General features: G+C 73.7%; 24 protein-coding genes and 1 tRNA gene. 14 read left to right on the top strand and 11 right to left on the bottom strand.

What is annotated here, in order from left to right:
• The 3 genes from E2C05_RS04830 to E2C05_RS04840 all read right to left on the bottom strand — a co-directional run.
• A partial coding sequence (locus tag E2C05_RS04830; RefSeq protein WP_192912414.1) for an NADH-quinone oxidoreductase subunit NuoE family protein occupies positions 1-431 on the bottom strand: 431 nt, incomplete at its 3' end.
• A gap of 119 nt (positions 432-550) precedes the next feature.
• Positions 551-883, bottom strand: coding sequence for a hypothetical protein (locus tag E2C05_RS04835; RefSeq protein WP_133218475.1), 333 nt, complete (start codon positions 881-883; stop codon positions 551-553).
• Positions 880-1,548 (bottom strand): hypothetical protein, encoded by a 669-nt coding sequence (locus E2C05_RS04840; protein ID WP_133218476.1) that lies wholly within the window; start codon positions 1,546-1,548, stop codon positions 880-882. Before E2C05_RS04840 ends, E2C05_RS04835 begins: the two co-directional genes overlap by 4 nt.
• A 326-nt stretch (positions 1,549-1,874) precedes the next feature.
• On the opposite strand from E2C05_RS04840, the gene E2C05_RS04845 reads away from it, so the two are divergent.
• From E2C05_RS04845 to E2C05_RS04860, 4 genes are read left to right on the top strand one after another with little or no spacing between them, the layout of a single operon-like run.
• Positions 1,875-3,662 carry a methanol/ethanol family PQQ-dependent dehydrogenase gene (locus E2C05_RS04845; RefSeq protein WP_133218477.1) on the top strand — a complete coding sequence of 596 codons (1,788 nt, stop codon included), beginning with the start codon at positions 1,875-1,877 and terminating at the stop codon, positions 3,660-3,662.
• Between the two features lie 59 nt (positions 3,663-3,721).
• A complete protein-coding gene (locus E2C05_RS04850; RefSeq protein ID WP_133218478.1) occupies positions 3,722-4,132 on the top strand; it encodes a c-type cytochrome in 411 nt (136 codons plus the stop codon).
• Positions 4,129-4,971, top strand: a complete 843-nt coding sequence (locus E2C05_RS04855; RefSeq protein ID WP_133218479.1) for a substrate-binding domain-containing protein — start codon at positions 4,129-4,131, stop codon at positions 4,969-4,971. The genes E2C05_RS04850 and E2C05_RS04855 overlap by 4 nt, the downstream gene beginning before the upstream one ends.
• Positions 4,968-5,453, top strand: coding sequence for a rhodanese-like domain-containing protein (locus E2C05_RS04860; RefSeq protein ID WP_158291956.1), 486 nt, complete (start codon positions 4,968-4,970; stop codon positions 5,451-5,453). Before E2C05_RS04855 ends, E2C05_RS04860 begins: the two co-directional genes overlap by 4 nt.
• Here E2C05_RS04860 and E2C05_RS04865 read toward each other — a convergent pair whose 3' ends face one another.
• The 3 genes from E2C05_RS04865 to E2C05_RS04875 are packed head-to-tail and all read right to left on the bottom strand — an operon-like array spanning position 5,454 to position 8,163.
• Positions 5,454-6,032 (bottom strand): hypothetical protein, encoded by a 579-nt coding sequence (locus E2C05_RS04865; protein WP_133218481.1) that lies wholly within the window; start codon positions 6,030-6,032, stop codon positions 5,454-5,456.
• Positions 6,029-6,988 carry a PQQ-dependent catabolism-associated beta-propeller protein gene (locus tag E2C05_RS04870; protein ID WP_133218482.1) on the bottom strand — a complete coding sequence of 320 codons (960 nt, stop codon included), beginning with the start codon at positions 6,986-6,988 and terminating at the stop codon, positions 6,029-6,031. Before E2C05_RS04870 ends, E2C05_RS04865 begins: the two co-directional genes overlap by 4 nt.
• Positions 6,973-8,163, bottom strand: a complete 1,191-nt coding sequence (locus E2C05_RS04875) for an ABC transporter substrate-binding protein (protein WP_133218483.1) — start codon at positions 8,161-8,163, stop codon at positions 6,973-6,975. The genes E2C05_RS04870 and E2C05_RS04875 overlap by 16 nt, the downstream gene beginning before the upstream one ends.
• 80 nt (positions 8,164-8,243) lie before the next feature.
• Here E2C05_RS04875 and E2C05_RS04880 point away from each other — a divergent pair, with 80 nt between their 5' ends.
• A complete protein-coding gene (locus E2C05_RS04880) occupies positions 8,244-8,771 on the top strand; it encodes a DUF3280 domain-containing protein (protein ID WP_133218484.1) in 528 nt (175 codons plus the stop codon).
• Here the strand turns inward: E2C05_RS04880 and E2C05_RS04885 are convergent.
• On the bottom strand, positions 8,743-9,081 hold the full coding sequence (locus E2C05_RS04885) for a c-type cytochrome (protein WP_456306477.1): 339 nt from the start codon (positions 9,079-9,081) through the stop codon (positions 8,743-8,745). The genes E2C05_RS04880 and E2C05_RS04885 overlap by 29 nt on opposite strands.
• A gap of 209 nt (positions 9,082-9,290) precedes the next feature.
• On the opposite strand from E2C05_RS04885, the gene cysK reads away from it, so the two are divergent.
• A complete protein-coding gene (gene cysK, locus E2C05_RS04890; protein ID WP_133218486.1) occupies positions 9,291-10,205 on the top strand; it encodes a cysteine synthase A in 915 nt (304 codons plus the stop codon).
• A 138-nt stretch (positions 10,206-10,343) separates the two neighbouring features.
• Here cysK and E2C05_RS04895 read toward each other — a convergent pair whose 3' ends face one another.
• The 3 genes from E2C05_RS04895 to E2C05_RS04905 all read right to left on the bottom strand — a co-directional run bounded on the left by E2C05_RS04895 (position 10,344) and on the right by E2C05_RS04905 (position 12,668).
• Complete coding sequence (locus tag E2C05_RS04895) at positions 10,344-10,643, bottom strand: DUF2312 domain-containing protein (RefSeq protein ID WP_133218487.1); 300 nt, start codon at positions 10,641-10,643, stop codon at positions 10,344-10,346.
• A gap of 209 nt (positions 10,644-10,852) precedes the next feature.
• Entirely contained in the window at positions 10,853-11,164 is a 312-nt protein-coding gene (locus E2C05_RS04900) for a DUF1244 domain-containing protein (protein WP_133218488.1), read from the bottom strand.
• Between the two features lie 163 nt (positions 11,165-11,327).
• Positions 11,328-12,668 (bottom strand): nucleotide sugar dehydrogenase, encoded by a 1,341-nt coding sequence (locus E2C05_RS04905; RefSeq protein ID WP_240046574.1) that lies wholly within the window; start codon positions 12,666-12,668, stop codon positions 11,328-11,330.
• Positions 12,669-12,895: 227 nt separating this feature from the next.
• On the opposite strand from E2C05_RS04905, the gene E2C05_RS04910 reads away from it, so the two are divergent.
• The 7 genes from E2C05_RS04910 (at position 12,896) to E2C05_RS04940 (ending at position 23,213) form a co-directional block, all read left to right on the top strand.
• The gene (locus E2C05_RS04910) at positions 12,896-13,897 is read left to right on the top strand and encodes an NAD-dependent epimerase/dehydratase family protein (protein ID WP_133218490.1); all 1,002 of its coding nucleotides are present in this window, start codon (positions 12,896-12,898) and stop codon (positions 13,895-13,897) included.
• 238 nt (positions 13,898-14,135) lie between these two features.
• Complete coding sequence (locus tag E2C05_RS04915) at positions 14,136-16,367, top strand: glycosyltransferase (protein WP_133218491.1); 2,232 nt, start codon at positions 14,136-14,138, stop codon at positions 16,365-16,367.
• Entirely contained in the window at positions 16,367-17,623 is a 1,257-nt protein-coding gene (locus E2C05_RS04920; protein ID WP_133218492.1) for a glycosyltransferase family 4 protein, read from the top strand. Before E2C05_RS04915 ends, E2C05_RS04920 begins: the two co-directional genes overlap by 1 nt.
• 40 nt (positions 17,624-17,663) lie before the next feature.
• Positions 17,664-18,371 (top strand): hypothetical protein, encoded by a 708-nt coding sequence (locus E2C05_RS04925; RefSeq protein WP_158291957.1) that lies wholly within the window; start codon positions 17,664-17,666, stop codon positions 18,369-18,371.
• A 5-nt stretch (positions 18,372-18,376) separates the two neighbouring features.
• A complete protein-coding gene (locus E2C05_RS04930) occupies positions 18,377-20,107 on the top strand; it encodes an ATP-binding cassette domain-containing protein (RefSeq protein ID WP_133218494.1) in 1,731 nt (576 codons plus the stop codon).
• A complete protein-coding gene (locus tag E2C05_RS04935) occupies positions 20,104-21,828 on the top strand; it encodes an ATP-binding cassette domain-containing protein (protein ID WP_133218495.1) in 1,725 nt (574 codons plus the stop codon). The genes E2C05_RS04930 and E2C05_RS04935 overlap by 4 nt, the downstream gene beginning before the upstream one ends.
• A complete protein-coding gene (locus tag E2C05_RS04940; RefSeq protein ID WP_133218496.1) occupies positions 21,816-23,213 on the top strand; it encodes an HlyD family type I secretion periplasmic adaptor subunit in 1,398 nt (465 codons plus the stop codon). Before E2C05_RS04935 ends, E2C05_RS04940 begins: the two co-directional genes overlap by 13 nt.
• Before the next feature lie 224 nt (positions 23,214-23,437).
• Here E2C05_RS04940 and E2C05_RS04945 read toward each other — a convergent pair whose 3' ends face one another.
• Positions 23,438-24,526, bottom strand: a complete 1,089-nt coding sequence (locus E2C05_RS04945; RefSeq protein WP_133218497.1) for a TRAP transporter substrate-binding protein — start codon at positions 24,524-24,526, stop codon at positions 23,438-23,440.
• A 161-nt stretch (positions 24,527-24,687) separates the two neighbouring features.
• On the opposite strand from E2C05_RS04945, the gene E2C05_RS04950 reads away from it, so the two are divergent.
• A tRNA-Ser gene (locus E2C05_RS04950) sits at positions 24,688-24,778 on the top strand.
• Positions 24,779-25,208: the final 430 nt, after the last annotated feature.

The following is a 25,208-nucleotide window of genomic DNA, read 5'->3' on the forward strand; positions in this document are numbered from 1 at the left end:
CAGGCGCCCAGGCAGGGCGCCGCGACGACCCGCGCGCCGCCGGGCGGCGCGGCGCGCAGGGCATCCAGCAGACCCTGCGCGCCGGCCAGGGCACAGGGCAGGCTGCCGCAGACCCGGATGGTGGTCGGCGGCGCCGGCACCGCATCCTCCAGCACCTCGAAATGGTGGTAGAAGCTCGCCACCTCGAAGACCTCGACCGGGGCAAGCCGCAGCCACTCCGCCAGTGCCACCAGATGCCCCTTGCGCAGGCCGCCATGGCGGTCCTGCAGCGCGTGCAGATGCTCGATCAGCAGGTCGCGCCGCGGTTCCAGGCCGCCGAGCGCGTCCCGGATCGCCGCCCGCGCCGCCGGCTCCGTCCCGCGGCCGCGCGGCCCGGTCCGTGGGTGCCGCCGCCCCTGCCCCGGTCGTTCCGGCGCGAACCCGTCTGCCATCCGGCGTTTCCCCTGCCGCGCCCCTGCTTCCGGGCGGCCTTGCCGGCCCAGAGTGGCGACAAACCACGGCCGGCGAAAGCCGGCGCGACGGCCGGCCGCCGGTCAGGCCCGCGCCCGCCTCACGGGAAGCATTGCAGCGTCGCCTCGGCCTGGGCGCGCCGCAGGGCCTCCACCTCCGCCCGCACCTGCGGCGGGTCGCGGAAGGCCGCGCCGCGCTCGCCGAGATTGCCGGCCAGCATGCGCAGCGCGGTGTCCGCGGCCTCGTATCGCTCATAGGGCAACTGCGCCGCGATGGCGTCGATGGCGCAGGCGCAGCGTTCCAGCGCCAGCCGGGTGTTGCCGTTGGCGGCCATGCAACCCAACACGTAGTCGGCCCGCGCGACGGTCGGGTAGTCATGCGCCAGGGCCGCCGGGGCCGCGAGCAGCAGGGACAAGGCCAGCACCCGCCTCATCCCGCGCCCTCCGCCGCCGGCGACGCGCCGGCGAAGCGGATCTCCTCCCGCAGCCGGCCGCCCGCATCGTCCGCCGGCATGTCGGTGGCGATGCCCTGGATCCAGCCCGGCACCGCCTCGGCCAGCACGAAGCGGTAGCGGCGCTGGCGGAACAGCCGCGCCCGCGGCTCGTCGGCGAAAGGCTCCAGCAGGATCTCGCTGGCCGGCACCGCCCGCCCCGCCAGGTCCAGCATGACGCGGCGCGGCGGCGCCGCCTCGGCGAAGGCGCGGCGGAGATGGTTGCGGAACCAGCCAATGCTGCCGCCGGTCGCCGCGCTCATCTCCCGGGCGTCGCGGTCGAGGGCGAAGAGCAGCAGCGGGTTGCCGCGGAAGCCATGCGCCACCGGGTAGCGGATGGCGCGGGCGCCGGTGAGGAATTCCGGGCTCACGTCGAAGCGGCCCTCCGCCTCGCCCGCCGTGACCTGCAGGCGGATGCGGTCCCGCACCGGCTCGCGTCCCGGCTCGTCGCGGGTGAAGCCGTAGTCGAGGCGCAGCGGCGGCTGCAGGCCGGCGAGATGCGGCGTCTCGAACAGCAGGATCTGCGCCTCGGACAGCGGCGGCGGCGCATCCGCCGCGACCAGCAGCGGGGGTGTGGCCGCGAGGCCGAGCAGCGCACGGCGCCTCATGCACCCGGTTCCTTCCCTTGCCCACAGCGCGGCCACGCGCCGCGCCGCGATGCGCCGCTGCCGCTTGCGGTCGGCACTGCGCGGCGCGGCGCGGCGCGGCGCATGCCATGTGCGGCGCGGCGGGGCGGTCGCGCAATGCGTGTTGTCGAACTCGTGCGGCCGGCCCTGGTCGCGCTTGCTTGTGCCTGCGGCGCGCATGCCAATAGCTTCTTGCGGGCGAGTGCGGCTTCGTCGCAAGCCGGCTTCGCCGATCCGGCGGCGCGCGCCACCGGCACGAAGACCGATGCGAGGGCCTGCGGCCGCAAGGCCGATGGAGGAACGACAAGATGCTGAAACGCGCCGCCCTGGCGTTGACCCTGGCCGTCGCGGCCACGGGTGCCTCCGCCAATCCGGAATTGCTCCGCCTGCAGCGCGACCCGAACCAATGGGTCATCCCGAACGGCAATTACGCATCGCAACGCTACAGCGAGCTGAACCAGATCAACCGGGAGAACGTGAACCAGCTCCGCCCGGCCTGGCAGTTCTCCACCGGCGTGCTGCGCGGGCACGAAGGCGGGCCGCTGGTGGTCGGGGAGGTGATGTACATCCACACGCCCTTCCCCAACCGCGTCTTCGCGCTCGACCTCAACACCCCCGGCCGGGTGCTCTGGCGCTACGAGCCGACGCAGGATCCTTCCGTCATCGGCGTGATGTGCTGCGACACGGTGAACCGCGGCCCGGCCTATGCCGACGGCAAGATCATCCTCAGCCAGGCCGATACGACGCTGGTCGCGCTCGACGCCAGGACGGGCCGCGAGGTCTGGAAGGTGAAGAACGGCGATGCCGGCAAGGGCGAGACCTCGACCATGTCGCCGCTGGTGGTGGGCGACAAGGTGCTGGTCGGCATCTCCGGCGGCGAGTTCGGCATCCGCGGCCACATCACCGCCTACAACCTGGCGGATGGCAAGCAGGCCTGGCGCGCCTATTCCGTCGGCCCGGACAACGAGATCCTGTTCGACCCGCAGAAGACCACGGCCATGGGCCAGCCGGTCGGCGAGAACAGCTCGCTGCGGACCTGGGAAGGCGACCAGTGGAAGATCGGCGGCGGCGCCACCTGGGGCTGGATCAGCTACGACCCGGAGCTGAACCTGATCTACTACGGCTCCGGCAACCCCGGCACCTGGAACCCGGTGCAGCGGCCGGGCGACAACAAGTGGTCCATGACCATCTTCGCCCGCGACGCCAATACCGGCATGGCCCGCTGGGTCTACCAGATGACGCCGCATGACGAGTGGGACTACGACGGCGTCAACGAGATGATCCTGGCCGACAACATCCAAGTCGGCAACCAGCGCGTCGCCAAGGCCCTGGTGCATTTCGACCGGAACGGCTTCGGCTACACGCTGAACCGGGAAAATGGCCAGCTGCTGGTGGCGCAGAAATTCGACCCGGCGGTGAACTGGGCGACGCATGTGGACATGGAGACCGGCCGGCCGCAGGTGGTGCGCGAATTCTCCACGCGGCAGGGCGGCGAGGACCAGAACACCCAGAACATCTGCCCGGCCGCGCTGGGCAGCAAGGACCAGCAGCCGGCGGCCTATTCGCCGCGCAGCGGCATGTTCTACGTGCCGACCAACCATGTCTGCATGGACTACGAGCCCTTCCGCGTCTCCTACACCGCGGGGCAGCCCTATATCGGCGCGACGCTGTCCATGTATCCGCCCAAGGGGTCGGACCACATGGGCAATTTCATCGCCTGGGATGCCGGCCAGGGCCGGATCGTCTGGTCGAAGCCGGAACGCTTCTCCGTCTGGTCGGGGGCGCTGGCGACGGCGGGCGACATCGTCTTCTACGGCACGCTGGAAGGCTACCTGAAGGCGGTGGACCTGAAGGACGGCAAGGAGCTGTTCAGCTACCGCACGCCGTCCGGCATCATCGGCAACGTCAACACCTTCACCCACAAGGGCAAGCAGTATGTGGCGGTGCTGTCCGGCGTCGGCGGCTGGGCCGGCATCGGCATGGCGGCCGGCCTGCAGGGGGAAAGCGAGGGGCTGGGCGCGGTCGGCGCCTACAAGTCGCTGTCCGACTACACCCAGCTCGGCGGCGTGCTGACCGTCTTCGCCCTGCCGAACTGACCACCCGTCAACGGCGGACCGGCGCCAGGCGGCGCCGGTCCTGCGGGAGCTTTCGCCCGATGAAGATGCTGATGGCTTCGGCCCTGGTGCTCGCCGCATTGGGCGGCGCCGCCCTGGCCGAGGACAAGGACGAAAAACCCTACAAGGTCGTGGACGGCAAGGTGGACCAGGCGACCTTCAACGGCTATCGCCGCTACGGCAATTCCTGCCTGCAATGCCATGGCCCCGACGGCGCCGGCAGCAGCTACGCGCCGAACCTGACGGACTCGCTGAAGCACCTCAGCCAGGAGCAATTCGCCGAGACGGTGATCAACGGCCGGCAGAATGTCAGCAGCTCGCAGCAGAACGTCATGCCGTCCTTCGGCCATGTCGAGGATGTGGTGACCTATCTCGACGACATCTACGCCTATCTCAAGGCGCGCTCCGACGGCGCGCTGGGCCGCGGCCGGCCGGAGCGGATCGGGCGGTGAGGCGGCGCGCCGCCCTCGCCACGTCGCTGGCCGTGCTGCTGCTGGCGCTGCCGGTTGCGGCGCTGCTGCCGGCTCCGCCGGCGGGGGCGCAGACCGGCGACCTGGTGGCGACGGATGCGCTGCGCGTCTGCGCCGACCCGGCCAACCTGCCCTTCTCCAACGAGCGGCAGGAGGGGTTCGAGAACCGCATCGCCGCGCTGGTGGCGAAGGCACTGGACCGGCGGCTGGACTACGTGTTCTTCCCGCAGGTGCAGGGCTTCGTGCGCAACACCCTGCGCGCCGGCCGCTGCGACCTGGTGATGGGGACGGTGGCCGGCGACGAGCTGATGCAGAACACCAACCCCTACTACCACACCGCCTATGTCCTGGCGCACCGGACGGACCATCCGGTGCCGGAGAGCCTGGACGACCCGGCGATGAAGGCGCTGAAGCTCGGCGCCATCGCCCGCACGCCGCCGACCGACCTGCTGCTGCGGCACGGGCTGGTGGGCAACACCCGCTTCTTCCCGCTGGCGGTGGACACGCGGCATGACAGCCCCGGGGCGGAATTGCTGCAGGCGGTGGCCGACGGCACGCTGGACGCGGCGATGGTCTGGGGCCCGATCGCCGGCTACCAGGCCCGGGTGAAGGGCCTGCCGCTCGCGCTGCGGGCGCTGCCGAGCGAGCCGGGCGCGGCGCGCATGGATTTCCGCATCACCATGGGCGTGCGCGGGCAGGAAGCCGACTGGCGCCGCCGGATCAATGCGGTGATCCGCGAGCACCAGGCGGAGATCGACGGCATCCTGCGCGACTACGGCGTGCCGCTGCTGGACGCGGAAGGCCGGCTGCAGGCGCCGTGAGGCGGCGTGCCCTGCTGCTGGCCGCGCCGCTGCTGGCGGCGGCGGGGGAAGCCGCCGCCCCCGGCATCGGGACCATCGACACGGCGGCGGCCTGGCGGCTCTTCCAGGCCGGCGGCGCCGCCTGGATCGACGTGCTGGACGCGCCGCGACGGCCGGCGGGGCTGCCCGCCGACACGCTCTGGCGTCCCGCCCCGCGCTTCGGCATTCCCGGCAGCCTCTGGCTGCCCGGGGCGGGGCACGAGGTGCTCCCGCCGGAGGCGGAGGCGCGGTTCCTCGCGGCGCTGGAGCAGGCGACCGGCGGCGACCGCGACCGGCCCCTGGTCGTCTACTGCCTGATGGATTGCCGGCTGAGCCGGACCGCGGCGCAGCGCGCGGCCGGCTGGGGCTGGCGCCGCGTGCTGTGGTACCGCGAAGGCACGGATGGCTGGGAAGCCGCCGGCCTGCCGCTGGCGGCGGCGCAGCCGGCCGCGGGCTGGCGGTAGCTATTCGCCCGGCAGCGCCGCCCGCAGCGCCCGGGTCCAGGCGCCGAGGCGCGCCTCCAGCCTGACCGGCGCCTCGCAGGCATAGCGCAGCGTGCGCTCGGCATCCGAATAGGCCTTGGCGGCGAAGAAGTGGCGTTGGGTCAGCTCCTCCTGCGCCGCGGTCGGGGCGGCGCGCTGCTCCGCCTCCAGCCCGCGCACCCGCTCGGCCAGGTCGCGCTGGCGGCGGGCGAAGCGGCGCAGCTGCTCGATCACCTGGCCGCGCTGCGCATTGGTCTCCTCCAGCAGGCCGGCAAAGGCCAGCGGCAGCAGGCGCCGCCGCTGGTCCGGGCCGAGCGGCGCGGCGAAGCCCTCGATGGCGGCAAGGCCTTCGGCCTCCGCCACCCCGCGCGGCGCCAGGCGCCGCGCCAGCGCCGCGACCTCCGGCTCCGCGTGCCAGTCGCCCTCCCCCGCCTCGGGCCAGAGCGCGCCGGCGGCCACCACCGGCACCAGGCGCTGCACGCAGGGCCAGTCGGGGTCGCCCTTGGGCTGCGCCAGGGCGGCGGCGGGCAGCAGCGCGGCCAGCGCCAGCCAGGGCCTCATGGCTTCACCACCACGCCCCAGGGCGCCTGCCCCACCGGCACGCTGCGCGTCACCCGCATGGCGGCGATGTCCACCACCGACATGTCGTTGCTGACGCCGTTGGTGGTGTAGAGCCGCCCGCCATCGGCCGAGAGCGCCAGGTTCCAGACCCGCTGGCCGACCAGCAGCAGGCGCTCCACCCGCCGCGTCGCCACGTCGACCACCGCCACGCGGTTGGCCGGGCCCAGCGCGACGAAGAGCTTCGTGGCGTCGCGGGAGAACACCATGCCGACGGGCTGCACCGCCTCCGGCGGCACGCCGGGGATGGCGAAGGACACCTGCCCCAGCACCTTCCAGTCGTCGGCGCCGATCAGGGTCAGCGTGCCGCCGATCTCGGCCGAGACCCAGAAGCGCCGCCCGTCCGGCTCCCACAGCGCATAGCGCGGCCGGGCGCCGACCAGGACATTGGCCAGGATCCTCCCGCTATCGGCCTCGATCACATGCGCCATGTTCGTGGTCTCGGAGGTGTTGACCACGAAGCGGCCATCGGGGCTGAGCCCCATGCCCTCCGGCTCCACCCCCACCGGGATCTCCTGCAGCACCACCCCGCGCTCCACATCGACGACCGTCACCATGTTGTCGTCCTCGTTGGCGACGAAGAGGCGGCGGCCATCCGGGTGCAGCGCGGCGCGCTCGGGGTCCGACCCGCTCGGCAGGTGGCGCACGACGCGCCAGCTTTCCGTGTCCAGCACGTCGATGCGGTCGCTGTCGCCGGCGCAGACGAAGAGCAGGCGCCGGTCGCGCGAGAGCACGATGCCGCGCGGCCGCTCCCCCACCCGGACGGTGCGCAGCACCTGCAGCGTCCCGCCATCCAGGACGGTGACGGTGTTGTCCTTCTCGTTGGAGACCATGATGGTCTCCGCCCGCGCGAGCGTGGGCAGGAGGAGCGCGAGGAGGAGTGTCAGGAGGGTCGGCATGCGGTCTCCGGCCGGTCGGTGCCGAGGGTGTCGAGCTCCGAGACGCGGTGCTGGAAGCCCGGCTGCGGCGAGACGGCGACCAGCGCCCGCGGCCCGGCCAGCAGGATGGGCTGGCGCAACTGCCCGTCCCAGTCGCGGAAGGAGAGCCGGGCGCCCTTGAAGCCGGCCAGCTCGAATTCCGGGCTGCGGAGGTAGTTTATGACGCGGGCCGGGTCGGTGGACTGGCTGCGCGTCGCGCCTTCCCCGATCGCCCGCAGCGCCAGCCAGGCAGCGTGGTCCAGCGGCGTCATGGCGCGGCCGGCCTGGGCGCGGAAGCGGCGCTGCAGCTGCGTCGCGCCCCACTGCTCGTGCACCGGCGACCAGATCGTCGGCGTCAGGCCCTGGGTGCCGGCCACCGGACGCGGGTCGGTGGTCCGCCAGGCCAGGCTCTCCCCCCAGCCGCCGGCCTCGTCGCAGACCAGCAGGATGTCGTAGCCGGGCGCCCCCTGGGTGAAGCGCGCCGCTTCCGCCGCGATGGACATGTGGCCGGTATCGGTGCGCTGCGCCCCGGGCTCATGGGTCCAGGTCTTGTCCAGCACGACGCGAAGGCCGAATTTGCGCGCGGCGCGGCGCATCGCCTCGGCCAGCAGCTGGTCGCCCGGCGCCGGCCCGACCGCGAGGAAGAGGCTGCGCCACCGCTTCACCGCCAGGTACTGCGCCAGGGCATCGGCCAGCATGGCGCGGCTGGGCAGCACATGCAGGATGTTGCGGCGGCAATCGGCGTTGCGCAGCGCGTCGTCCGGCGCGCCGATGTTCAGCAGCAGCGCCCCCGGCTCGGCGGCGGCGGGCAGCAGCAGCTCGGCAGGCAGGTCCGCCACCACCAGGCGGAGGCCGGCGGCCAGCAACCCGCGCAACGCCTCCAGCGCCGCCTGCGGCTGCTCGGCGCGGCGCTCCTCCAATGCGAAGGCCTGGCCGGTGAAGCGGCCGGTGGTGGCGTTGTCCCGCAGGCCCAGCCGGGCGCCCTGCGCGCCCTCGTCGGCCGGCGGCGGCTCCAGCAGGGTCGCGGCCAGGGGCCGCGGCGGCCGCAGCGACAGGTAGCCGATGACGAGCGGGGACGCCTGCGCCCGCGCGGCCGAAGGCAGCAGCGCCGCGGCGGCGACCAGGGCGCGCCGGCTAAGAGCGGGCGATCCTGCCAAGCCGTCTCCTCCCGCGCACCGGCATCCTGCCGACGCGTCCCGTGTATCCTGTCCCGGGATCGGGGAGGTGCGGAGACGCGATGCGCTCAACACGCCGTGCGGCCTGGCTGCCGCTGCTGCTCGCGCTGGCGGCCCTGCCGGTCCGCGCTGCCGACCGCGTCGCCGTCTTCGACGCGGAATTGCTGGACAGTTCCGGCGAAGGCCCGAAGCCGGAGCAGCAGCAGCGCCTGGCGATGATCGCGGCGCAGCTGCGCGAGGCGCTCGCCGCCTCCGGCCGCTACGAGGTGGTGGAGGTCGAGCCGCAGCGCGCCCGCCTCGCCGAGGGGCCGGCGCTGCGGAACTGCGCCGGCTGCGCGGCGGAGGCGGCTGCTTCGCTCGGCGCCTCGCTCGCCCTGGTCACCACCGTGCAGAAGGTCAGCAACCTCATCCTCAACATCACCGTGGTGGTGCTGGAGGCGCCTTCGGCCCGGCCGCGCGCCACCTGGAGCGTCGACATCCGCGGCAACACCGACGAAAGCTGGCGGCACGGCATGCGCTGGCTGCTGCGCCACCGGCTGCTCGCGGCGCCGGAGCCCGGCGCTACTTCTGCGTCTCCAGATAGGCGATGATGTTCTGCCGCTCCGCCTCGTCCTTGATGCCAGCCAGGATCATGCGGTTGCCGGGCACATAGGCCTTGGGATCGTCGAGATAGGCGCTCAGCGCGGCCTCGTCCCAGGTCTTGCCGGAACCCTTCATGGCCGGCGAGTAGTTGAAATTCGCTACCTGCCCGGCCGGCCGGCCGACCACGCCATGCAGGCTGGGGCCGACCTTGTTCTGCCCCTCCGCCACCGCGTGGCAGACGCCGCAGCGGCGGCCGAAGGCGGTCTTCCCCGCCTCGGCGTCGCCGGCGGCCTGGCCGGCGACGGGCAGCAGCGGCACGGCAGCCATGATGACCGCAGCCATGATCAACCCTGGGCGCATCCGATTCCTCCCCTGTCCCGGCCGGGAGGACTGAGGCGGGACACCGCCAGCGGGTTCCCCGCGGTCACGCGAAGCTGTCCACGGCCCCGCCGCCGCCGCGTCGCCCTTCCCTGGAGGATGCGGGTGGATTATCCGTAAGGGATGCAAATTCCACGGAGCGACGTCGCATGAAGGCGAACAGCGTCCTCGATACCATCGGCGGCACGCCGCATATCCGCCTGTCCCGCCTTTTCCCAGATGCGGAAGTCTGGGTGAAGTCGGAGCGCGCCAATCCCGGCGGGTCCATCAAGGACCGCATCGGCCTGGCGATGATCGAGGCGGCGGAGCGCGACGGCAAGCTCAAGCCGGGCGGAACGATCATCGAACCGACCTCGGGCAATACCGGCATCGGCCTGGCCATGGCGGCGGCGGTGAAGGGCTACCGGCTGGTGCTGGTGATGCCGGAGAGCATGTCGATCGAGCGGCGCCGCCTGATGCAGGCCTATGGCGCAACCTTCGACCTGACGCCGCGGGAGAAGGGCATGAAGGGCGCCATCGCCCGGGCCGAGGAACTCGCCGCGCAGACGCCGGGCGCCTGGATCCCGCAGCAATTCGAGAACCCGGCGAATATCGAGGTGCATGTCCGCACCACGGCGCAGGAGATCCTGCAGGATTTCCCCGAGGGCGTGGACGTGCTGATCACCGGCGTCGGCACCGGCGGCCACATCACCGGCTGCGCCCAGGTGCTGAAGGAGGCCTGGCCGACGCTGCGGGTCTTCGCGGTGGAGCCCGCGGCCTCCCCGGTCATCTCCGGCGGCCAGCCCTCCCCGCATCCCATCCAGGGCATCGGCGCCGGCTTCGTGCCGGCCAACCTGCATACCGGGCTGCTGGACGGGGTGATCCAGGTCTCGGCCGACGACGCCCGTGAATTCGCCCGGCAATCGGCGACGAAGGAAGGGCTGCTGGTCGGCATCTCCTCCGGCGCCACGCTGGCGGCCATCGCGCAGAAGCTGCCGGACCTGCCGAAGGGCGCGCGGGTGCTGGGCTTCAACTACGACACCGGGGAGCGCTACCTCTCGGTGCCGGACTTCCTGCCGCAGTGACGCAGGGCTGCGGGCACGGCGACGCCTGCTCGCCGGTGCCGCGCGCCGGGCAGGATGACCGGGCCGGCCGGCGGCGATGCCGGCCGGCCTGAGGGGGCGGCCGGGGGCCAGGGCCCCCGGCCCGCTCCCCCGGCCAGGCTACATGCCGAGCGCGCGGCGATAGAGCTCGAGCAGGGTCTCCTGCTCCTCCACCTCCGCCGGTTCCTTGCGGCGGATGGAGATGAGCTGGCGAACGACCTTCACGTCGAAGCCAGCGCTCTTGGCCTCGGCGAAGATGTCCTTGATGTCGCTGGCGAGGGCCTTGCGCTCCTCCTCCAGCCGCTCGATCCGCTCGATGATGCTGCGCAGCCGGTCGGCGGCGATGCCACCCACCTCCGGGTCCGGGTCCGCCGCCTGGCGTGCCCGGCTCTCCCGGGCTTCCTCGTCCACGTCGCTCATGCTGACCGGTCCCCCAACCGAAGGGGGGCGGGTGTACCCGCCCCCCGGTCCCGGGGCAACGCCAAACTCCGGCCGGCGTGGATCGTGGCGCGGCGCGAAGGCCACGGCGCGTGACGCCGCCCGAGGATCCAGGTCCACCGGCGCCGCCGGGGGGTTCGCCTTGCCGCCCAACGGGCGCGGCCCGGAATGGCCAGCGCCCTCTCCGGCGGTCAGTGGCCCGGGTTGGCCGCGGCGAATTTCGCCTTCTGCTCGGCCGAGGCTTCCTTCTGGTGCTTCGCCTGCCAGTCCTTGTAGGGCATGCCGTAGACGATCTCCCGCGCGTCGGTATCGGCCAGCGGGATGCCGCGCTCCTCCGCGCCCTCGCGGTACCAGCGGCTGAGGCAGTTCCGGCAGAAGCCGGCCAGGTTCATCATGTCGATGTTCTGCACGTCGGTGCGGCCGCGCAGATGCTCGACCAGCTTGCGGAAGGCGGCCGCCTCCAGCGCGGTGCGCGTCGCCTCGTCCATCTCCGGGATCGCCATGCGGGGTCCTCCTCTCCGTCCCCCGGCATGTGGGGCCGCCGGGGGCGGAACGGCAAGGCGGGCCGGGCTGAGCGACGCCATCGACCCCGCGAAAGCAGGCGCCTTGCCGCCACGCGGCCGGTGCGGCCCCGGGGCGCGCCGACGGGCATTCGCCCGCGGGCCGTCAGGCGGCGACGATGTTCCGCCCGCGCAGGCCGCGCCTGGCGCAGGCATTGCGCGTGTCCAGCACCAGGGGCGCGGCGGCGCAGACGGCGTCGTAGTCCACCCCGTCATGGTCGGTGACGATCACCACCGCATGGCAGCGGGCCAGCGCCTTCGCCAGCGGCTGCGACCGGCGGCCTTCCAGCGTCGGGTGGTCCGCCAGGGCGGGCAGCACCGGCACATGCGGGTCGTGGTACAGGGCGCGGCCGCGGCGCGCCTCGATCAGCTCCATGATCCGCAGCGCCGGGCTTTCCCGCACATCCTCGATCCCCGGCTTGTAGGCGGCGCCGAGCACCAGCACGCGGCTGCCGGCCAGCTTGCGGCCATGGCATTGCAGCGCCGCGTCCAGGCTGCGGACGGTATGCGCCGGCATGGCGGCGTTGATCTCGCAGGCGAGTTCGACGAAGCGGGCCGGGGCGCCGGCATGGCGGGCGCGCCAGGTGAGGTAGACGGGGTCCACCGGGATGCAGTGGCCGCCGACGCCCGGGCCGGGGAAGAAGGGCATGTAGCCGAAGGGCTTGCTGCCGGCGGCGGCCGTCACTTCCCAGGCATCGAGGCCCATGGCGCCGTAGGCGAGCTTCAATTCGTTGGCGAGGGCGATGTTGACGGCGCGGAAGACGTTCTCGGTCAGCTTCACCGCCTCGGCCGCTTCCAGGCTGCTGACCGGCACGGTCTGCCGGACGACGGCGCCGTACAGCGCCTCGGCCAGGTGCAGCGATGCGGCATCGGCGCCGCCGACCACGCGGGGGATGTCGGCGGTGCGGAAGCCGGCATTGCCGGGATCCTCGCGCTCCGGCGAATAGGCCAGCCAGAAATCCTCGCCGCAGCGCAGGCCGGCGGCTTCCAGGATGGGCTGCACCACTTCCCGCGTCGTGCCGGGCCAGGTGGTCGATTCCAGCACGACGAGCTGCCCGGGATGCAGATGCCAGGCAACCGAGCGGGCGGCGGCCTCGACCGCCGACAAATCGGGCTCCCCGTGCGGCCCGAGTGGCGTCGGGACGCAGATCAGGATGGCATCCATGGCCGAGAGCCGGCGCCAGTCGCCGGTGGTCGCGAAGCGGCCGCTGCGCTGGGCCGCGCGCAGCGGCGGCTGCGGCACGTGGCGCATGCCGCTGTCCCCGGCGGCGAGGCGGCGCAGGCGGGTGGGACAGGCATCGATGCCGAGGGTGGCGAAACCGGCCTCCGCCAGGGCCAGCGCCATCGGCAGCCCGGCATAGCCCAGGCCGACCACGGCGATGCGGGCGCTGCGCGATGCCAGCCGGTCCCGCAGCGCGGCAACCCGGTCCGGTGCCGTACCGGACAAGTCCGGCGGCAACGGATGCTTCATTGGTAGAAAGTATGATTGTCCACGCGAATCGGGCATACGATGCCAATTCAGTACATCCACGGGAGATTCAATCCCTGGTCGATGAAAACGTGGATAACTTCTTTCCCGAGTCGCCACCGGGCCACGGCGCCGCCTACCAGGGCATTTCCGCCGGCGCCCGAACTGCCCTATCTCCCGCCCCTCCCAGGTGGATGTCCGGTCTCATGAAGGTTCTTGTCACCGGCAGCGCCGGGTTCATCGGGTTCCACGTCGCCCGCCGGCTGCTGGCGGCGGGCCATGCCGTCGCCGGCATCGACGCGATGGTTCCCTATTACGATGTCAGGCTGAAGGAGGCGCGGCATGCCCGGCTGGCCGAGCAGCCCGGCTTCACGCCGCATCTCTTCGACCTCGTGGAGGCCGACCGGCTGGCCGCGGTGATGGCCGCCGAGGCGCCGGAGGTGGTCATCCACCTCGCCGCCCAGGCCGGCGTGCGCTACGCCCTGGAACACCCGGAAAGCTACATCCACAACAACGTCCAGGCGACCTACACCCTGCTGGAGGCGGTGAAGGCCCGGCCGGTGCGGCACCTGCTGATGGCCTCCACCAGCTCCGCCTACGGCGCCAACACCGCCATGCCGTTCAAGGAGACGGACGCGGTCGCCACGCCGCTGAACATCTACGCCGCCACCAAGCTGGCGACCGAGCAGATCGGCCATTCCTACGCGGCGCTGTGGCAGCAGCCGATCACCATGTTCCGCTTCTTCACGGTCTACGGCCCCTGGGGAAGGCCGGACATGGCCTTCTTCAAGTTCACCGACGCCATCCTGAAGGGCCGGACCATCGACGTGTACAACCACGGCCGGATGGAGCGCGACTTCACCTATGTGGACGACCTGGTGGAGTCGATCCTGCGGCTGGTGGAGTGCCGGCCGGAGGTGGGGCGCAAGGTGGCGGAATGCGACAGCATCAGCGCCATCGCGCCCTTCCGCATCGTCAACATCGGCAATGCGCAGCCGGTGCAGCTGCTGGACTTCATCGCGGCGATCGAGCGCGCCTGCGGCCGGGAGGCGATCCGCAACTACATGGACATGCAGCCGGGCGAGGTGCTGAAGACCTGGGCCGATGCCAGCCTGCTGCGGGCGCTGACCGGCTACGGCCCTTCCACCGATGTGGCGACCGGCGTCGCCGAGTTCGTCGCCTGGTATCGCGGGCATTACGGCATCTGACGCCTGCGACCATGCGCCATGCCCACCGGCCCGGCCGCCGTGCCTGCGGGCGCCGGCCGGCGCCCCGGGTGCCCGGTCGCGCCGCGTGACGGTCGGCGATCGGCGCAGCGGCGCCGATGGGCCCGGATCGGTCGCCCGCGGCGTCTTCCATGCCGCCCCGCGCCTGGCGCGCCGGTCCTGCAACCGGGGACCGTACACGATCCAGAGACTGGCAAGGAGTGATCCCTAGCAGACCTGCATGACCGCGGGTCTCCTCATCGGCACGGGCGAGCCGTCGCTCGCCCTGCCGGCCGTCGGCGCCGCCCCGGACGGGGCCGGGCTGCTGGCGCTGTCGCCGCACCTGGCCCTGCTGGCGCTGCCCGGCCTGCCCGCGGGGATCCGCCCGGCCGAGGCCAGCCTGGCCGGCGCCGCCGGTCCGCTCCGCCCCCCCTTCTCCTGGCAGGCGACCGAGGCCGAGGGCCGCCGCCTGCACCTGCTGCTGCTGCGCGCCCAGCCGGGGCTGGAGGATGCCGCGACGCTCCGCCTCGGCCTGCCTGGCGGCGAGTCGCGCCGTCTCGCCCTGGCCGCGCGCATGGATGCCGCGACGCTGCTCGGCAGCGACGACCCGGCGGCGCTGCTGGCGCTGCTGCGCTTCGTCGCCGGCCGGGCGCTCGGCAGTTTCCGCGCCGCCGAGGATGCGGCGCTGGCCGCCACCTGCCGCGGCATCGCCGCGCTGCTCCGGCCGCTGGCCCTGCCGGCCCGCCCCCTCGCCCGCTGCGGCGGCGACCTGCTGGCCTGGGCGCTGCCCGCCGGCACCCTGCCCGGGCCGCATCTGCTGCTGGGCCCCGGCCGGCTGCAGCGCGTGGCGATGGCCGGCGAGACCGCCCTGCTGCCCGACCCCGGCGGCGCCGAGACCTGGCTGCTGCCGCCCGGCGCCGAGGACCCGATCCTGCTGCCGGCGCCGCCGCGGCGCCTGCCGGTGCTGTCCGCCCTGGCGCGGGACAAGGCCCCGGCCGCGCGGGCGCTGCACCGCCGCGTGCAGGCGGAACTGCTGCGCCGCGCCGGGGAGGAGCCTGCCCTGGCCCGGCTGCTGCGCGACCAGCAGCTGCTGGCGCCGACCGCCCGGGTGCGCCAGCACGCCGCCCCGGGCCTGCCCTTCGGCGCCGGGCTGGACCTGGCGGTGCCCGACCATGCCGGCGGCGTCTTCCTGCGGGGCTGGCTGCGCGACCCGCTCGGCCTCGTCGCCGGCCTGACCCTGTGCAGCCCCTTCGGCGAGCGGCGGCTGCCGCGCGACGCGCTGCTGCGCTTCCCCCGCCCCGACCTGGTAAAGGAGTTCGCCGGCGCGCCGCATGGCGGGCCGGAGGCGATGGCCGGCTTCGCCCTGCACCTGCCGGACGCCGCCCCCTCCCCCGCCGCGCAATGGCGACTGCGCCTGACGCTGACCACCGGCGAGCCGGTGATGCTGGTCGCGCCGCCCGGCCTGCTGCACCCGCAGGCGGCGCGGGAAGCGGTGCTGGCCGCCATCGCCCCGCCGCATGCCTCGGCCGAGATCATGGCCGGCGCCATCGCCCCGGCGGTGGCGCGGCTGCACGCCCTGGTCATGGCCGGCCGCGGCGCGCCGGAAGTGGTGCGGCTGGGCCCGCCGCTGCGGGACCCCGCCTGCGCCGTCATCGTCCCGCTGTACCGCAACCTGCGCTTCCTGCGGCACCAGCTCGGCGCCTTCGCGCGCGACAGGCTGCTGCGCCGCTGCGAGATCATCTACGTGCTGGACAGCCCGGAGCAGCGCGACGAGGTCGAGCATGCGCTGCGCGGCCTGCACCGGCTGTTCGACCTGCCGCTGACCCTGGTGGTGCAGCCGCGCAACCATGGCTATGGCGCCGCCTGCCATGCCGGGGCGGAGCAGGCGCGGGCGCCGGTGCTGCTGCTGCTGAACTCGGACGTCATCCCGGCCGCCGATGGCTGGCTGGCGCCCATGCTGGCGGCGCTGCGCCGCAACCCCCGCCTCGCGGCCGTCGGGCCGAAGCTGCTGTTCGAGGACGGGTCGCTGCAGCATGCCGGCCTCTACTTCCTGCGCCTGGGCGGCGAGGCGGATTGGTTCAACGACCACTACTGGAAGGGCCATCCCCGCGCCTGGCCGGCGGCGAACCGCGCCCGCCCCGTGCCGGGCGTCACCGGCGCTGCGCTCTGCCTCCGCCGCGCCGCCTGGGATGCGGTCGGCGGCATCAGCACCGACTACGTCATCGGCGACTACGAGGACAGCGACCTCTGCCTGCGGCTGCGCGCCGCCGGCGGCGAGATCGGCTATGTCCCCGCCGCCGAGCTGTATCATTTCGAGCGGCAGTCCATCCGCGGTCACGAGGGCTATGCCAAGAGCCTGGCCGCCACCTACAACCGCGGCCTGCACCACCGCCGCTGGGCCGCCGACATCGCGGCGCTGATGGCACGGCCGGCCTTCCGCATCGGCCTGCCGCCGGGCGCGGAGCGCGGCTGATGCGCGTGCTCTTCCTCTGCCACAACCATCCCTCGCTGCAGGCGGGCGGCACCGAGGCCTTCGCCCGCAGCCTGTTCCGGGAGCTGCGCGACCGGCATGGCGTGGAGGGCATGTTCCTCGCCGCCGTCACCGCCGCGCACCGCGAGCGCCGGCCGGGCACGCTGCTGCAGGCCATCGGCGACGCGGCGGACGAGGCGCTGCTCTGGCTCGGCCATTTCGACCGCTTCAACCTCTCCCAGCCCGACAGCTACGGCCTCGCGTCCCTGGCGCCGATGATCGCCGCGCTGAAGCCGGACGTGGTGCATGTGCATCACCTGCTGCAGCTGGGCGTGGAGATGGTGGACCTGGTCCGCCGCGCCGCGCCGCGCGCCCGGCTGGTCTTCACCGCGCATGACTTCTTCCCGATCTGCGCCCAGGAAGGTCAGCTGCTGACCACCGACCGCCGGCTCTGCCCCGGCCCCTCGCTCGACCGCTGCCTGGCCTGCCTGCCCGGCCGCAGCGGCGCCGACCTGGTCATGCGCGACCTGCAGCTCCGCCAGGTGCTGGCCGGCTTCGACCGCATCCTGACGCCCGGCGAATTCGCCCGTGGCCGCTACATCGCCGCCGGCCTGCCGCCCGCCCAGCTGCAGGTGATGCGCAACGGCATCGCCGCGGTGCCGGCAGCGCCGCCCCGGCCGGCGCCGGATGGCCGCCGCGACCGCTTCGGCGTCTTCGGCAACCTCAACCGCTTCAAGGGCACGCTGGGGCTGCTGGACGCCTCGCGCCGGCTCTCGGCGCAGGGCGTCGCGCATGGCGTCGCGCTGCATGGCGGGCTCGCCTACCAGTCCGAGGATTTCCTCGGCGAGTTCCGCGCCGCGCTGGATGTTGCGCCGGACGCCCGCCACCACGGCCCCTATGCCGCCGCCGACCTGCCGGCGCGGATGGCCGCCGTGGACTGGGTCGTCGTCCCCTCCATCTGGTGGGAGAACGCGCCGCTGGTCATCCAGGAAGCCTTCCTGCATGGCCGGCCCGTCCTCTGCGGCGATGCCGGCGGCATGGCGGAGATGGTGCGCGACGGCGTGGACGGGCTGCATGCCCCGATCGGCGATCCCGCCGGCCTCGCCGCCGCCATGCGGCGCGCCGCCGCCACGCCCGGGCTGTGGGACGCGCTCGCCGGCAACATCCGCCCGCCGGTGACCATCGCCGCCGCCGCCGTCGCGCATCTCGCGCTCTACCGCGACCTGCTGGCGCGCCTGCCCGCGCGCCGCGTCGCCTGACCTTACCCCGCGCGCCCATCCGCCGCTGCAAGGGACCCCGATGACGATGATGATGCTGAAGCCCGATGCCGCCGCGGCCACGCCGGAGCAGGCGACCGGGACGCAGGGTGCCCGCTCCTCCGACGTGCGCGGCGTGATCGACAACCTGACGCCCGATGCGCTGTATGGCTGGGCCTGGGATTTCGGCCACCCCGAGCACCGCGTGCGCGTCGTGCTGCGGATCGGCGGCCGCACCCTGGCGGAGGCCATGGCGGATTCGCTGCGGCCGGACCTGGCCAAGGCCGGCATCGGCGATGGCCGGCATGCCTTCACCCTGCCGCTCGGCGCCGAGGCGCGGGAGCGGCTGGGCGAGGCCGTCATCCTCGGCTTCGGGGCGGATGGCCGCGAATTCCAGATCCCCGCCCGCCTGCCGCGGCGGGAGGAGCCGGCACCCGGCGGCGGCATGCAGCGGGTGCTGGAAGGCGTGATCGCCGAGCAGCGGGAGATGCGCCAGGCGCTGGCGGCGCTGCAGGCGGCGCCGGGCGGCGCCGAGGCGGCGGCGCGGGCGACCGAGCCGCTGGCCACCCGGATCGAGGAGCTTGAGCTCTGGCTCAGCCGGCTGGACGACCGCCTGGCCGGGCTGGACGCGCCCGCGGCGCCGGAGGCGAAGGCCGGCGGCATCGATCCCTGGCAGGCGGGGCTCTATGCGCTGCTCGCCAGCCTGTCGGTCGGCGCGCTGGCCGCCGCCTTCGCCCGCTGGGCCTTCTGACCGGCATGGCGGCGAACGACAACCCGGCCTCGGCCGAGGCGCTGCTGCGCGGCGCCATCGAGGACACGCTGCGCGCGGTCGGCGGCTGGGCCTGGGCGATGGTCGGGCTCGGCATCGCCGGCCTGCTCGCCTCCTACGCCATCCTGGCGAACAAGATGAGCCTCTTCGTGCTGATGCCGCAGAGCCTCAGCGCCGACACGCTGTTCTCCGTCGCCGTCTTCTGGGTGATGGCGCTGGTGGTCGCCGCCGTCGTCAAGCTGGCGCAGGCGGCGCTGGTCGGCGGCGTCGCCCGCTACGTCGCCGAACGCCTGTCGGTGCCGGCCGCGCTCTGCACCGCGCAGCGGGCCGGCCGGCCGGAAGCCCTCGCGGGGGAGGCGATGCAGGCCATCGAGACCATCCGCAAGGCGCTGGGCGGGCCGCTGCCGATGGTGGCGGTGCAATTCGCCACCGCGCCGGTGCTGCTGGCGCTGGTCTTCGCCCTGCACTGGGCGGCCTTCGCCATGGCGGTCGCCTTCTGCCTCGCCGGCGCGGTGCTGAGCCTGCTGATGACCCGGGCGGCGCACCGCGCCGCGACGGTCGGCGGCGCCGCGCGCGGCCGCGCCTTCGCCCTGGCGGCGGATGCCATGCGGGCGGGCGAGGCGGTGCTGGCCATGGGCATGCTGCCGCGCCTGGTACGGCAATGGACTGCGGCGGCGGCCGAGGGCGGCGGCGAGGCCTGGGCCTGCGAGCGGCGCGCCGAGCGGCTGCGCACCGCGCTCGAGATCCTGACCGGCATCTTCCGCGGCGCGACGCTGTTCGTCATGGCGGTGCTGACGCTGACGGGCGCCAGCATGCATGCCGCCTTCGCCGGCTCCCTCCTCGTCATCGGGATGGTGGTCAGCCCCTTCCTCGGCATCGGCCTGCACCTGCGCAGCATGACCGAGGCGCTGGCCGCCTGGCAGGGGCTGCGCGCGATGGTCCGCGCCACCGCCCGGGTGCCGGAGGGAATCGCCTTCCCGCCGCCGGCCATCCGCCTGACCGCCGAGCACCTGTCCTTCGGCTTCCGCGGCCCGCAGCCGCCGCTGTTCCGCAACCTCAACCTAGTGGTGGAGGCCGGGGAGGTGGTGGCGATCGTCGGACCCTCCGGCAGCGGCAAGTCCACGCTGCTGCGGCTGCTGGCCGGCATCCTGCGGCCGGGCGGCGGCGGCGTGTACCTGGACGGCCATGCCACCAGCCAGTGGGACCGGCCCGACCTGGCGCGGCATCTCGGCTACCTGCCGCAGGACCCGCTGCTGTCCCGCGCCACGGTGGCCGAGGCGATCGCCCGGCTGGAGGCGCCCGACATGCCGCAGGTGATCGCCGCCGCGCGGCGCGCCGGCGCGCATCGCACCATCATCGGCCTGCCCGCCGGCTATGCCACGCCGCTGGCCGGGATGTGGCAGCTCTCCATGGGCCAGCGGCACCGCATCGCCCTGGCCCGCGCCCTGTATGGGGGGCCGCGCCTGCTGGTGCTGGACGAGCTGGCCGGGTCGCTGGACGCGGAGGGCGAGGCGCAGGTCGGCCGCCTGCTGGCCACCCTGCGGGCGGAAGGCAAGGCGGTGGTCTTCACCACCCACCGTCCCGGCCTGCTGGCCGCCGCCGACCGCGTGCTGACCATCCGCCAGGGCGCGCTGGTGCCGGCGGGCGAGGAGGCGCCGCGGCTGGAAGGCCGCACGCCGCGCCTGGGGCGCGCCCGCCGCCCGGCGGTGGCACGATGAGCGGCGCCGTGGGCAGCGCGCCGCGCGGCGTGACGCTCCGCCGGGCCGCGCCGGCCCGGGCCGGGCTTCGCCTGCGGGACATCGGCGTGACGCCCGCCTTGGCCGCCACGCTGGTGGCGCTGACGCTGGCGGCGCAGCTCTCCTTCCTCGCCTTCGTCCTGGTGCTGAAGCACATCAGCGACGGCATCATGGATACGCGGAACGGCGTCACCCTGGCCGGCTTCGCCATCGCCTTCGCGCTGATGACCGTGCTGTCCGCCGGCTATGCGCATCTGCGGTCCGCCATGCTGGGGGCGGTGGCGGAACGCCTGTCGGTCGGGCTGCGGGCGGAGGCGCTGTCGGCCGCGCTGCGCAACGCCGTCCGCACCGACACCGCGCGCGGCGCCACCGTGCTGCGGGAGATCGCCCGGGTGCAGGCGCTGTTCGCCGGCCGCGCCGCGCTGCTGGCGCTGGAGCTGATCGGCGCCCTGGTCGCGCTGGCGGTGCTGTTCTGCCTGGATGCCGGCCTCGGCCTCATCGGCCTGGCCGGCTGCATCCTGGTCACCGCGCTGGGCCTGGCGCTGCACCATGCCCTGGCGCCACGCCTCAAGGCGACCGCCGAGGCGCTGTCGGAGACGACGACCGAGCTCACCAGCCAGCTCTCCCACCCCGACCTCGTGCGCGGGCTCGGCATCCTGCCCGCCACGCTCGGCCGCTGGCAGCGCCGCTACGCTGCCGCGCTGGGGCGGGAGGAGGCGACGCAGCGCCGCGCCCAGGCCATGCACGAGATCGAGGCGACCGCATCGCATCTCGTGCAGCTGCTGAGCTTCGTCTATGCCGCCAGCCTGATGTTCGACCATTCGGCGACGGTCGGCCTGCTGCTCAGCGTCTCCCTGCTCAGCGCCCAGCTGCTGAAGCCCTTCAGCGCCCTCGTCTCCTCCTGGGAGAGCTGGGCGGGCGGCATCGCCGCCTGGCAGCGGCTGCGGGAGGTGATGCGGCAGGAGGCGCCGCCCGCCATCCTGCCGCCCGACCCGGCGGCGCCGGCCGGCCTGGTGATCGAGGGCCTGGAGTTCCACCCGCCGAAGCGCCCGGCGCCGATCATCGGCGGCATCGCCCTGCATCTGCCGCCCGGCGCGGTCTGCACCGTGGAAGGGCCGAACGGCGTCGGCAAGAGCACGCTGCTCCGCCTCGTCCTCGGCCTGCTGCCGCCGACCGCCGGCCGCGTGCTGCTGGACGGGCAGGACAGCTTCCATGCCGACCGCGAGGCCTTCGGCCATCGCATCGGCTACCTGCCGCAGGACGTGCAGCTGCTGGAAGGCGACGTCTTCGCCAATATCGGCCGCGGCACGGAGGCGGCGCCGGAGGCGGTGGTGGCGGCGGCGCGCGCCGCCGGCGCGCATGACATGATCGGCCACCTGCCGCTGGGCTACCAGACGCCGGCCGGGCCGACCGCCGGGCTTTCAGCCGGGCAGCGCCGTCTGGTCGGGCTGGCGCGGGCGCTGTTCGGCGCGCCGGCGCTGCTGGTGCTGGACGAGCCCGAGGTGGGCCTGGACGGCGCCGCCCGCGCCGAGCTGCGCGATGCGGTGGAGCGCCTGCGCGCCCGCGGCGGCATTGCCCTGGTCGTCACCCACGAACCCCATACCTGGGCGGACCTGGCGGAGACGCGCCTGATCCTCGGCCCCGGCGGCGCCTGGCAGGCGGAGGCCCGGCGCCCCGCAGGAGAACCCGCATGCAAGACCTGATCGAACGCCCCGCTTCCGGCGGCGACCGCGCGCCGGCGATTCCCCTGCCCTCCCCGACGCCGCGCCCGTCGCTGGAGGCGCAGCTCGAGGCCGGGATCCGCACGCCGCCCGTCGCGCAGCTGACCCGCCGGGCGCTGCTGGTCCTCGGCCTCACGCTGCTGCCCCTGGCCGGTTGGGCCAGCCTGACCACCATCGAGCAGGCGGTGCTGGGCCAGGGCCAGCTGATCCCGGAAGGGAAGCGCAAGACCATCACCATGCTGGAGCCCGGCATCCTGCGCCGGCTGGAGGTGCGCGAGGGCAGCCTGGTCGCCGCTGGCCAGGTGATCGCCCAGCTGGACGTGACCCAGGCCGAGGCCGCCGCCGACCAGGCGCGGGCCGCCTATTGGAGCGGCCGCGCCCGCATCGCCCGGCTGCGGGCCGAGCAGGCGGACAGGCGCAACCTGGACGTCCCCGAGGACGTGGCGAAGGCGGCCGCCACCGACCGCGCCGTCGCGGTCTTCCTGCAGGCCGAGCGGGCGCTGTTCGCCGCGCGCTGGGCGAATTTCGACGGGCAGGTGGCGGTGCAGGAACGCGCCATCGCCCAGGCGCGGGAGCAGATCGGCGGCGCCCGCGCCCAGAAGGAGGGCGCGGAGCGGCAGCTGCGGTCGGTGCGGGAGCAGATCGCCGGCTACAGCCGCCTGCTGGCGCAGGGCTTCGCCTCCCGCTTCACGGTGCTGGAGCTGCAGCGGGACGAGGCGAATTTCGCCGCCAACCACGGCGCCGCCGCGGCGCAGGAGGCGCAGCTGCGCGAGGCGATGCTGCAGGCGGAGCGGCAGCTCGCCGCCATCCGGCTCGGCCGGCTGTCGGACATCGCCAACGACCTGGGCACCACCGAGGCGAGTGCCGCCGCGGCGGAAGGCCAGCTGCGCGCGGCGCAGGACGTGCTGGCCCGGCGGGAGGTGCTGGCGCCCGAGGCCGGGCGGGTGACCAACATCCAGATGTTCTCGCCCGGCAGCGCCATCGGCGCCGGCCAGCCGCTGCTGGACCTGGTGCCGGCCGACGACCGGCTGATCGTTGAGGGCCAGGTGCTGCCGACGGATATCGAGCAGGTCGCGGTCGGGCAGCGCGCCAACCTGCGGCTGACCGCCTACCGCATGCGGGAGCTGCCGCTGCTTCCCGGGCGCGTCAGCCATGTGGCGCCGGACGTCACCGCGCCGCCGAGCGGCGCGCCGCCCTACTACCTGGTGCGGGTCGAGCTGGACCGCGCCGAGCTGGCGCGCTTTGCCGAGGTGCATCTCTTCGCCGGCATGCCGGTGGAGATGTACATCCTGGGCGAGCAGCGCACGCCGCTGAGCTATTTCTGGACGCCGGTGCGGCATGCGGCGCGGCGGGCCTTCCGCGACTGACCGGGCTTCGCCGGGGGGCCTTGCCCCCGCGCTTCGCCCCCCGCCCGAAGCCCCGTCGACGATGCGCCGCATCGCCGACGGGCCCCGCATTGGCCGAGAGGCCTTCGGCAACGCCCGGGTCTAGAGCAGATCCCGATCAGGTGGACTCACCTGATCGGGCGAAGATGCTCGTCGAGCCAAAAGACTGGAGCGGTTGCCGTGAGCCATGGCGAACGGAAACCGCTCTAGCGCCGGGCGGCCTGCGCCAGGTAGCTGTCGAAGGAGAGTTCCGCGACGCGGAACCAGGCGCGCATGTCGTCGCGCGACTTCGACCAGGCTTCGTGGATCTTCCGGTATTCCGGGCTGCGGCCGGCCAGTTCCTGCTCCAGCGCCAGGGCCTCGCGGTAGCAGGCATCCATCGCCTCCCGCGGGAAGGGACGAAGCTGGGTGCCGCCGGCGATCAGCCGGCGCAGCGCATCCGGGTTGCGCGTGTCGTAGCGCGCCACCATCCAGTGCGTCGCCTCGGCGCAGGCGGTCCGGATGGCGGCCTGGTAGGACCGGGGCAGGCCGCTCCACTGCTCGAGATTGGCGACGAAGCTCGTGGTCGCCGCGCCTTCCCACCAGGCGGGGTAGTAGTAGAAGGGGGCGACCTTGTTCAGGCCGAGCTTCTCGTCGTCATAGGGGCCGAGCCATTCCACCGCGTCGATCGTCCCGCGTTCCAGCGCCGGGTAGATGTCGCCGCCCGCCAGCTGCTGCGGCACGCCGCCCAGCCGCTGCAGGACCGTGCCGCCGAGCCCGGCGATGCGCATCTTCAGGCCCTTCAGGTCCTCCGTCCCGCGGATCTCCTTGCGGAACCAGCCGCCCATCTGCGCGCCGGTGGTGCCGAGCGGCAGGCTATAGCAGTTGTATTGCCGGAACAGCTCATTCAGCAGGTCGATCCCGCCGCCCTCATACAGCCAGGCATTCTGCTGCCGCGTGTTGAGCCCGAAGGGCACGCCGGTGGCGAAGGCGAAGGCCGGGTTCTTGCCGATGTAGAAGGAGGAGGTGGTATGCGCGCACTCCACCGTGCCGGCCTGCACCGCGTCCAGCGCCTGCAGCGCCGGCACCACCTCCCCCGGGCCGAAGACGCGGATCTGGAAGCGATCATCCGTCATCTCCGCCACCGTGCGGGCGAAGACCTGCGCGGCGCCATGGATGGCGTCGAGGCTGGTGGGATAGCTGCTGGTCAGCCGCCAGCGCAGCACTGGCGCCTGGGGCTGGGCGATGGCCGGGGCCGCAAGGGGGACGGCCGCCGCGGCGACGGCGCTGCGGCGGAGGATGGCGCGGCGATTCATGAAATGGGGCTTCCTTCCGGGTTGGTCCGGCGGCGGCAGGAACCACGGAAGCGGGCAGGCGAAAAGACCCCCGACGGCGGTGCCGCCGGGGTTGCCCTGGGCGGGCCGGGACACTATGGTCCGCGCCCTCGCGGGCGGCCGGAAGGGTCGTCCGCGGCGCGGGACAGGTGGCCGAGCGGTCGAAGGCGCGCGCCTGGAAAGTGCGTATACGTCAAAAGCGTATCGTGGGTTCGAATCCCACCCTGTCCGCCAGCCCCTCGATTCTTTTGGCGTCAACGCCAAGCCGCTGACTTGACGGGGCGTTCCGGGGCTTTCGGTGCTCGAAGGTGCGGCTCGTGGCAAACGTCCGAGTCCAACCGAAGACGGGCATCTGCTGGTATCGCCGGGCGGCGCCCAAGCTGCCGCGCCACATCCTGCCCGACCTGGACGGGTATCCTAGCAGACAGCGCCAGACTGAGTTCCCCAAGACGCTTGGAACCCCGATCGAGGCAGAGCCCGACTGGGAGGCGGCCCGGCCCGACCAGCAGATCGAGGCAACCTTTGCTGCTGCTGAGGCGCGATTGGCGGCACTGGACGCCGCCCCGCCTCGGGGAGCGACGGCTCCGACCGGCGGGCCACCCCCACCAATCCATCCCCGCAAAGCCTTCGCCGCCCCCCTCCTGGGAGGCAAAGGCGATCCGTG

The sequence above is a fragment of the Paracraurococcus ruber genome (genome assembly GCF_004353985.1).
Lineage (GTDB): Bacteria > Pseudomonadota > Alphaproteobacteria > Acetobacterales > Acetobacteraceae > Paracraurococcus > Paracraurococcus ruber.

What these genes read in the sequence shown, in the direction of transcription:
- E2C05_RS04920 (WP_133218492.1), top strand. Translation starts at nt 16,367, where the DNA reads ATGCGCGTGCTCTTCCTCTGCCACAACCATCCCTCGCTGCAGGCGGGC.
- cysK (WP_133218486.1), top strand. Translation starts at nt 9,291, where the DNA reads ATGAAGGCGAACAGCGTCCTCGATACCATCGGCGGCACGCCGCATATC.
- E2C05_RS04840 (WP_133218476.1), bottom strand. Translation starts at nt 1,548, where the DNA reads ATGAGGCGCCGTGCGCTGCTCGGCCTCGCGGCCACACCCCCGCTGCTG.
- E2C05_RS04935 (WP_133218495.1), top strand. Translation starts at nt 20,104, where the DNA reads ATGAGCGGCGCCGTGGGCAGCGCGCCGCGCGGCGTGACGCTCCGCCGG.
- E2C05_RS04915 (WP_133218491.1), top strand. Translation starts at nt 14,136, where the DNA reads ATGACCGCGGGTCTCCTCATCGGCACGGGCGAGCCGTCGCTCGCCCTG.
- E2C05_RS04870 (WP_133218482.1), bottom strand. Translation starts at nt 6,988, where the DNA reads ATGCCGACCCTCCTGACACTCCTCCTCGCGCTCCTCCTGCCCACGCTC.
- E2C05_RS04945 (WP_133218497.1), bottom strand. Translation starts at nt 24,526, where the DNA reads ATGAATCGCCGCGCCATCCTCCGCCGCAGCGCCGTCGCCGCGGCGGCC.
- E2C05_RS04850 (WP_133218478.1), top strand. Translation starts at nt 3,722, where the DNA reads ATGAAGATGCTGATGGCTTCGGCCCTGGTGCTCGCCGCATTGGGCGGC.
- E2C05_RS04895 (WP_133218487.1), bottom strand. Translation starts at nt 10,643, where the DNA reads ATGAGCGACGTGGACGAGGAAGCCCGGGAGAGCCGGGCACGCCAGGCG.
- E2C05_RS04835 (WP_133218475.1), bottom strand. Translation starts at nt 883, where the DNA reads ATGAGGCGGGTGCTGGCCTTGTCCCTGCTGCTCGCGGCCCCGGCGGCC.
- E2C05_RS04880 (WP_133218484.1), top strand. Translation starts at nt 8,244, where the DNA reads ATGCGCTCAACACGCCGTGCGGCCTGGCTGCCGCTGCTGCTCGCGCTG.
- E2C05_RS04845 (WP_133218477.1), top strand. Translation starts at nt 1,875, where the DNA reads ATGCTGAAACGCGCCGCCCTGGCGTTGACCCTGGCCGTCGCGGCCACG.
- E2C05_RS04900 (WP_133218488.1), bottom strand. Translation starts at nt 11,164, where the DNA reads ATGGCGATCCCGGAGATGGACGAGGCGACGCGCACCGCGCTGGAGGCG.
- E2C05_RS04940 (WP_133218496.1), top strand. Translation starts at nt 21,816, where the DNA reads ATGCAAGACCTGATCGAACGCCCCGCTTCCGGCGGCGACCGCGCGCCG.
- E2C05_RS04865 (WP_133218481.1), bottom strand. Translation starts at nt 6,032, where the DNA reads ATGAGGCCCTGGCTGGCGCTGGCCGCGCTGCTGCCCGCCGCCGCCCTG.
- E2C05_RS04930 (WP_133218494.1), top strand. Translation starts at nt 18,377, where the DNA reads ATGGCGGCGAACGACAACCCGGCCTCGGCCGAGGCGCTGCTGCGCGGC.
- E2C05_RS04910 (WP_133218490.1), top strand. Translation starts at nt 12,896, where the DNA reads ATGAAGGTTCTTGTCACCGGCAGCGCCGGGTTCATCGGGTTCCACGTC.
- E2C05_RS04925 (WP_158291957.1), top strand. Translation starts at nt 17,664, where the DNA reads ATGACGATGATGATGCTGAAGCCCGATGCCGCCGCGGCCACGCCGGAG.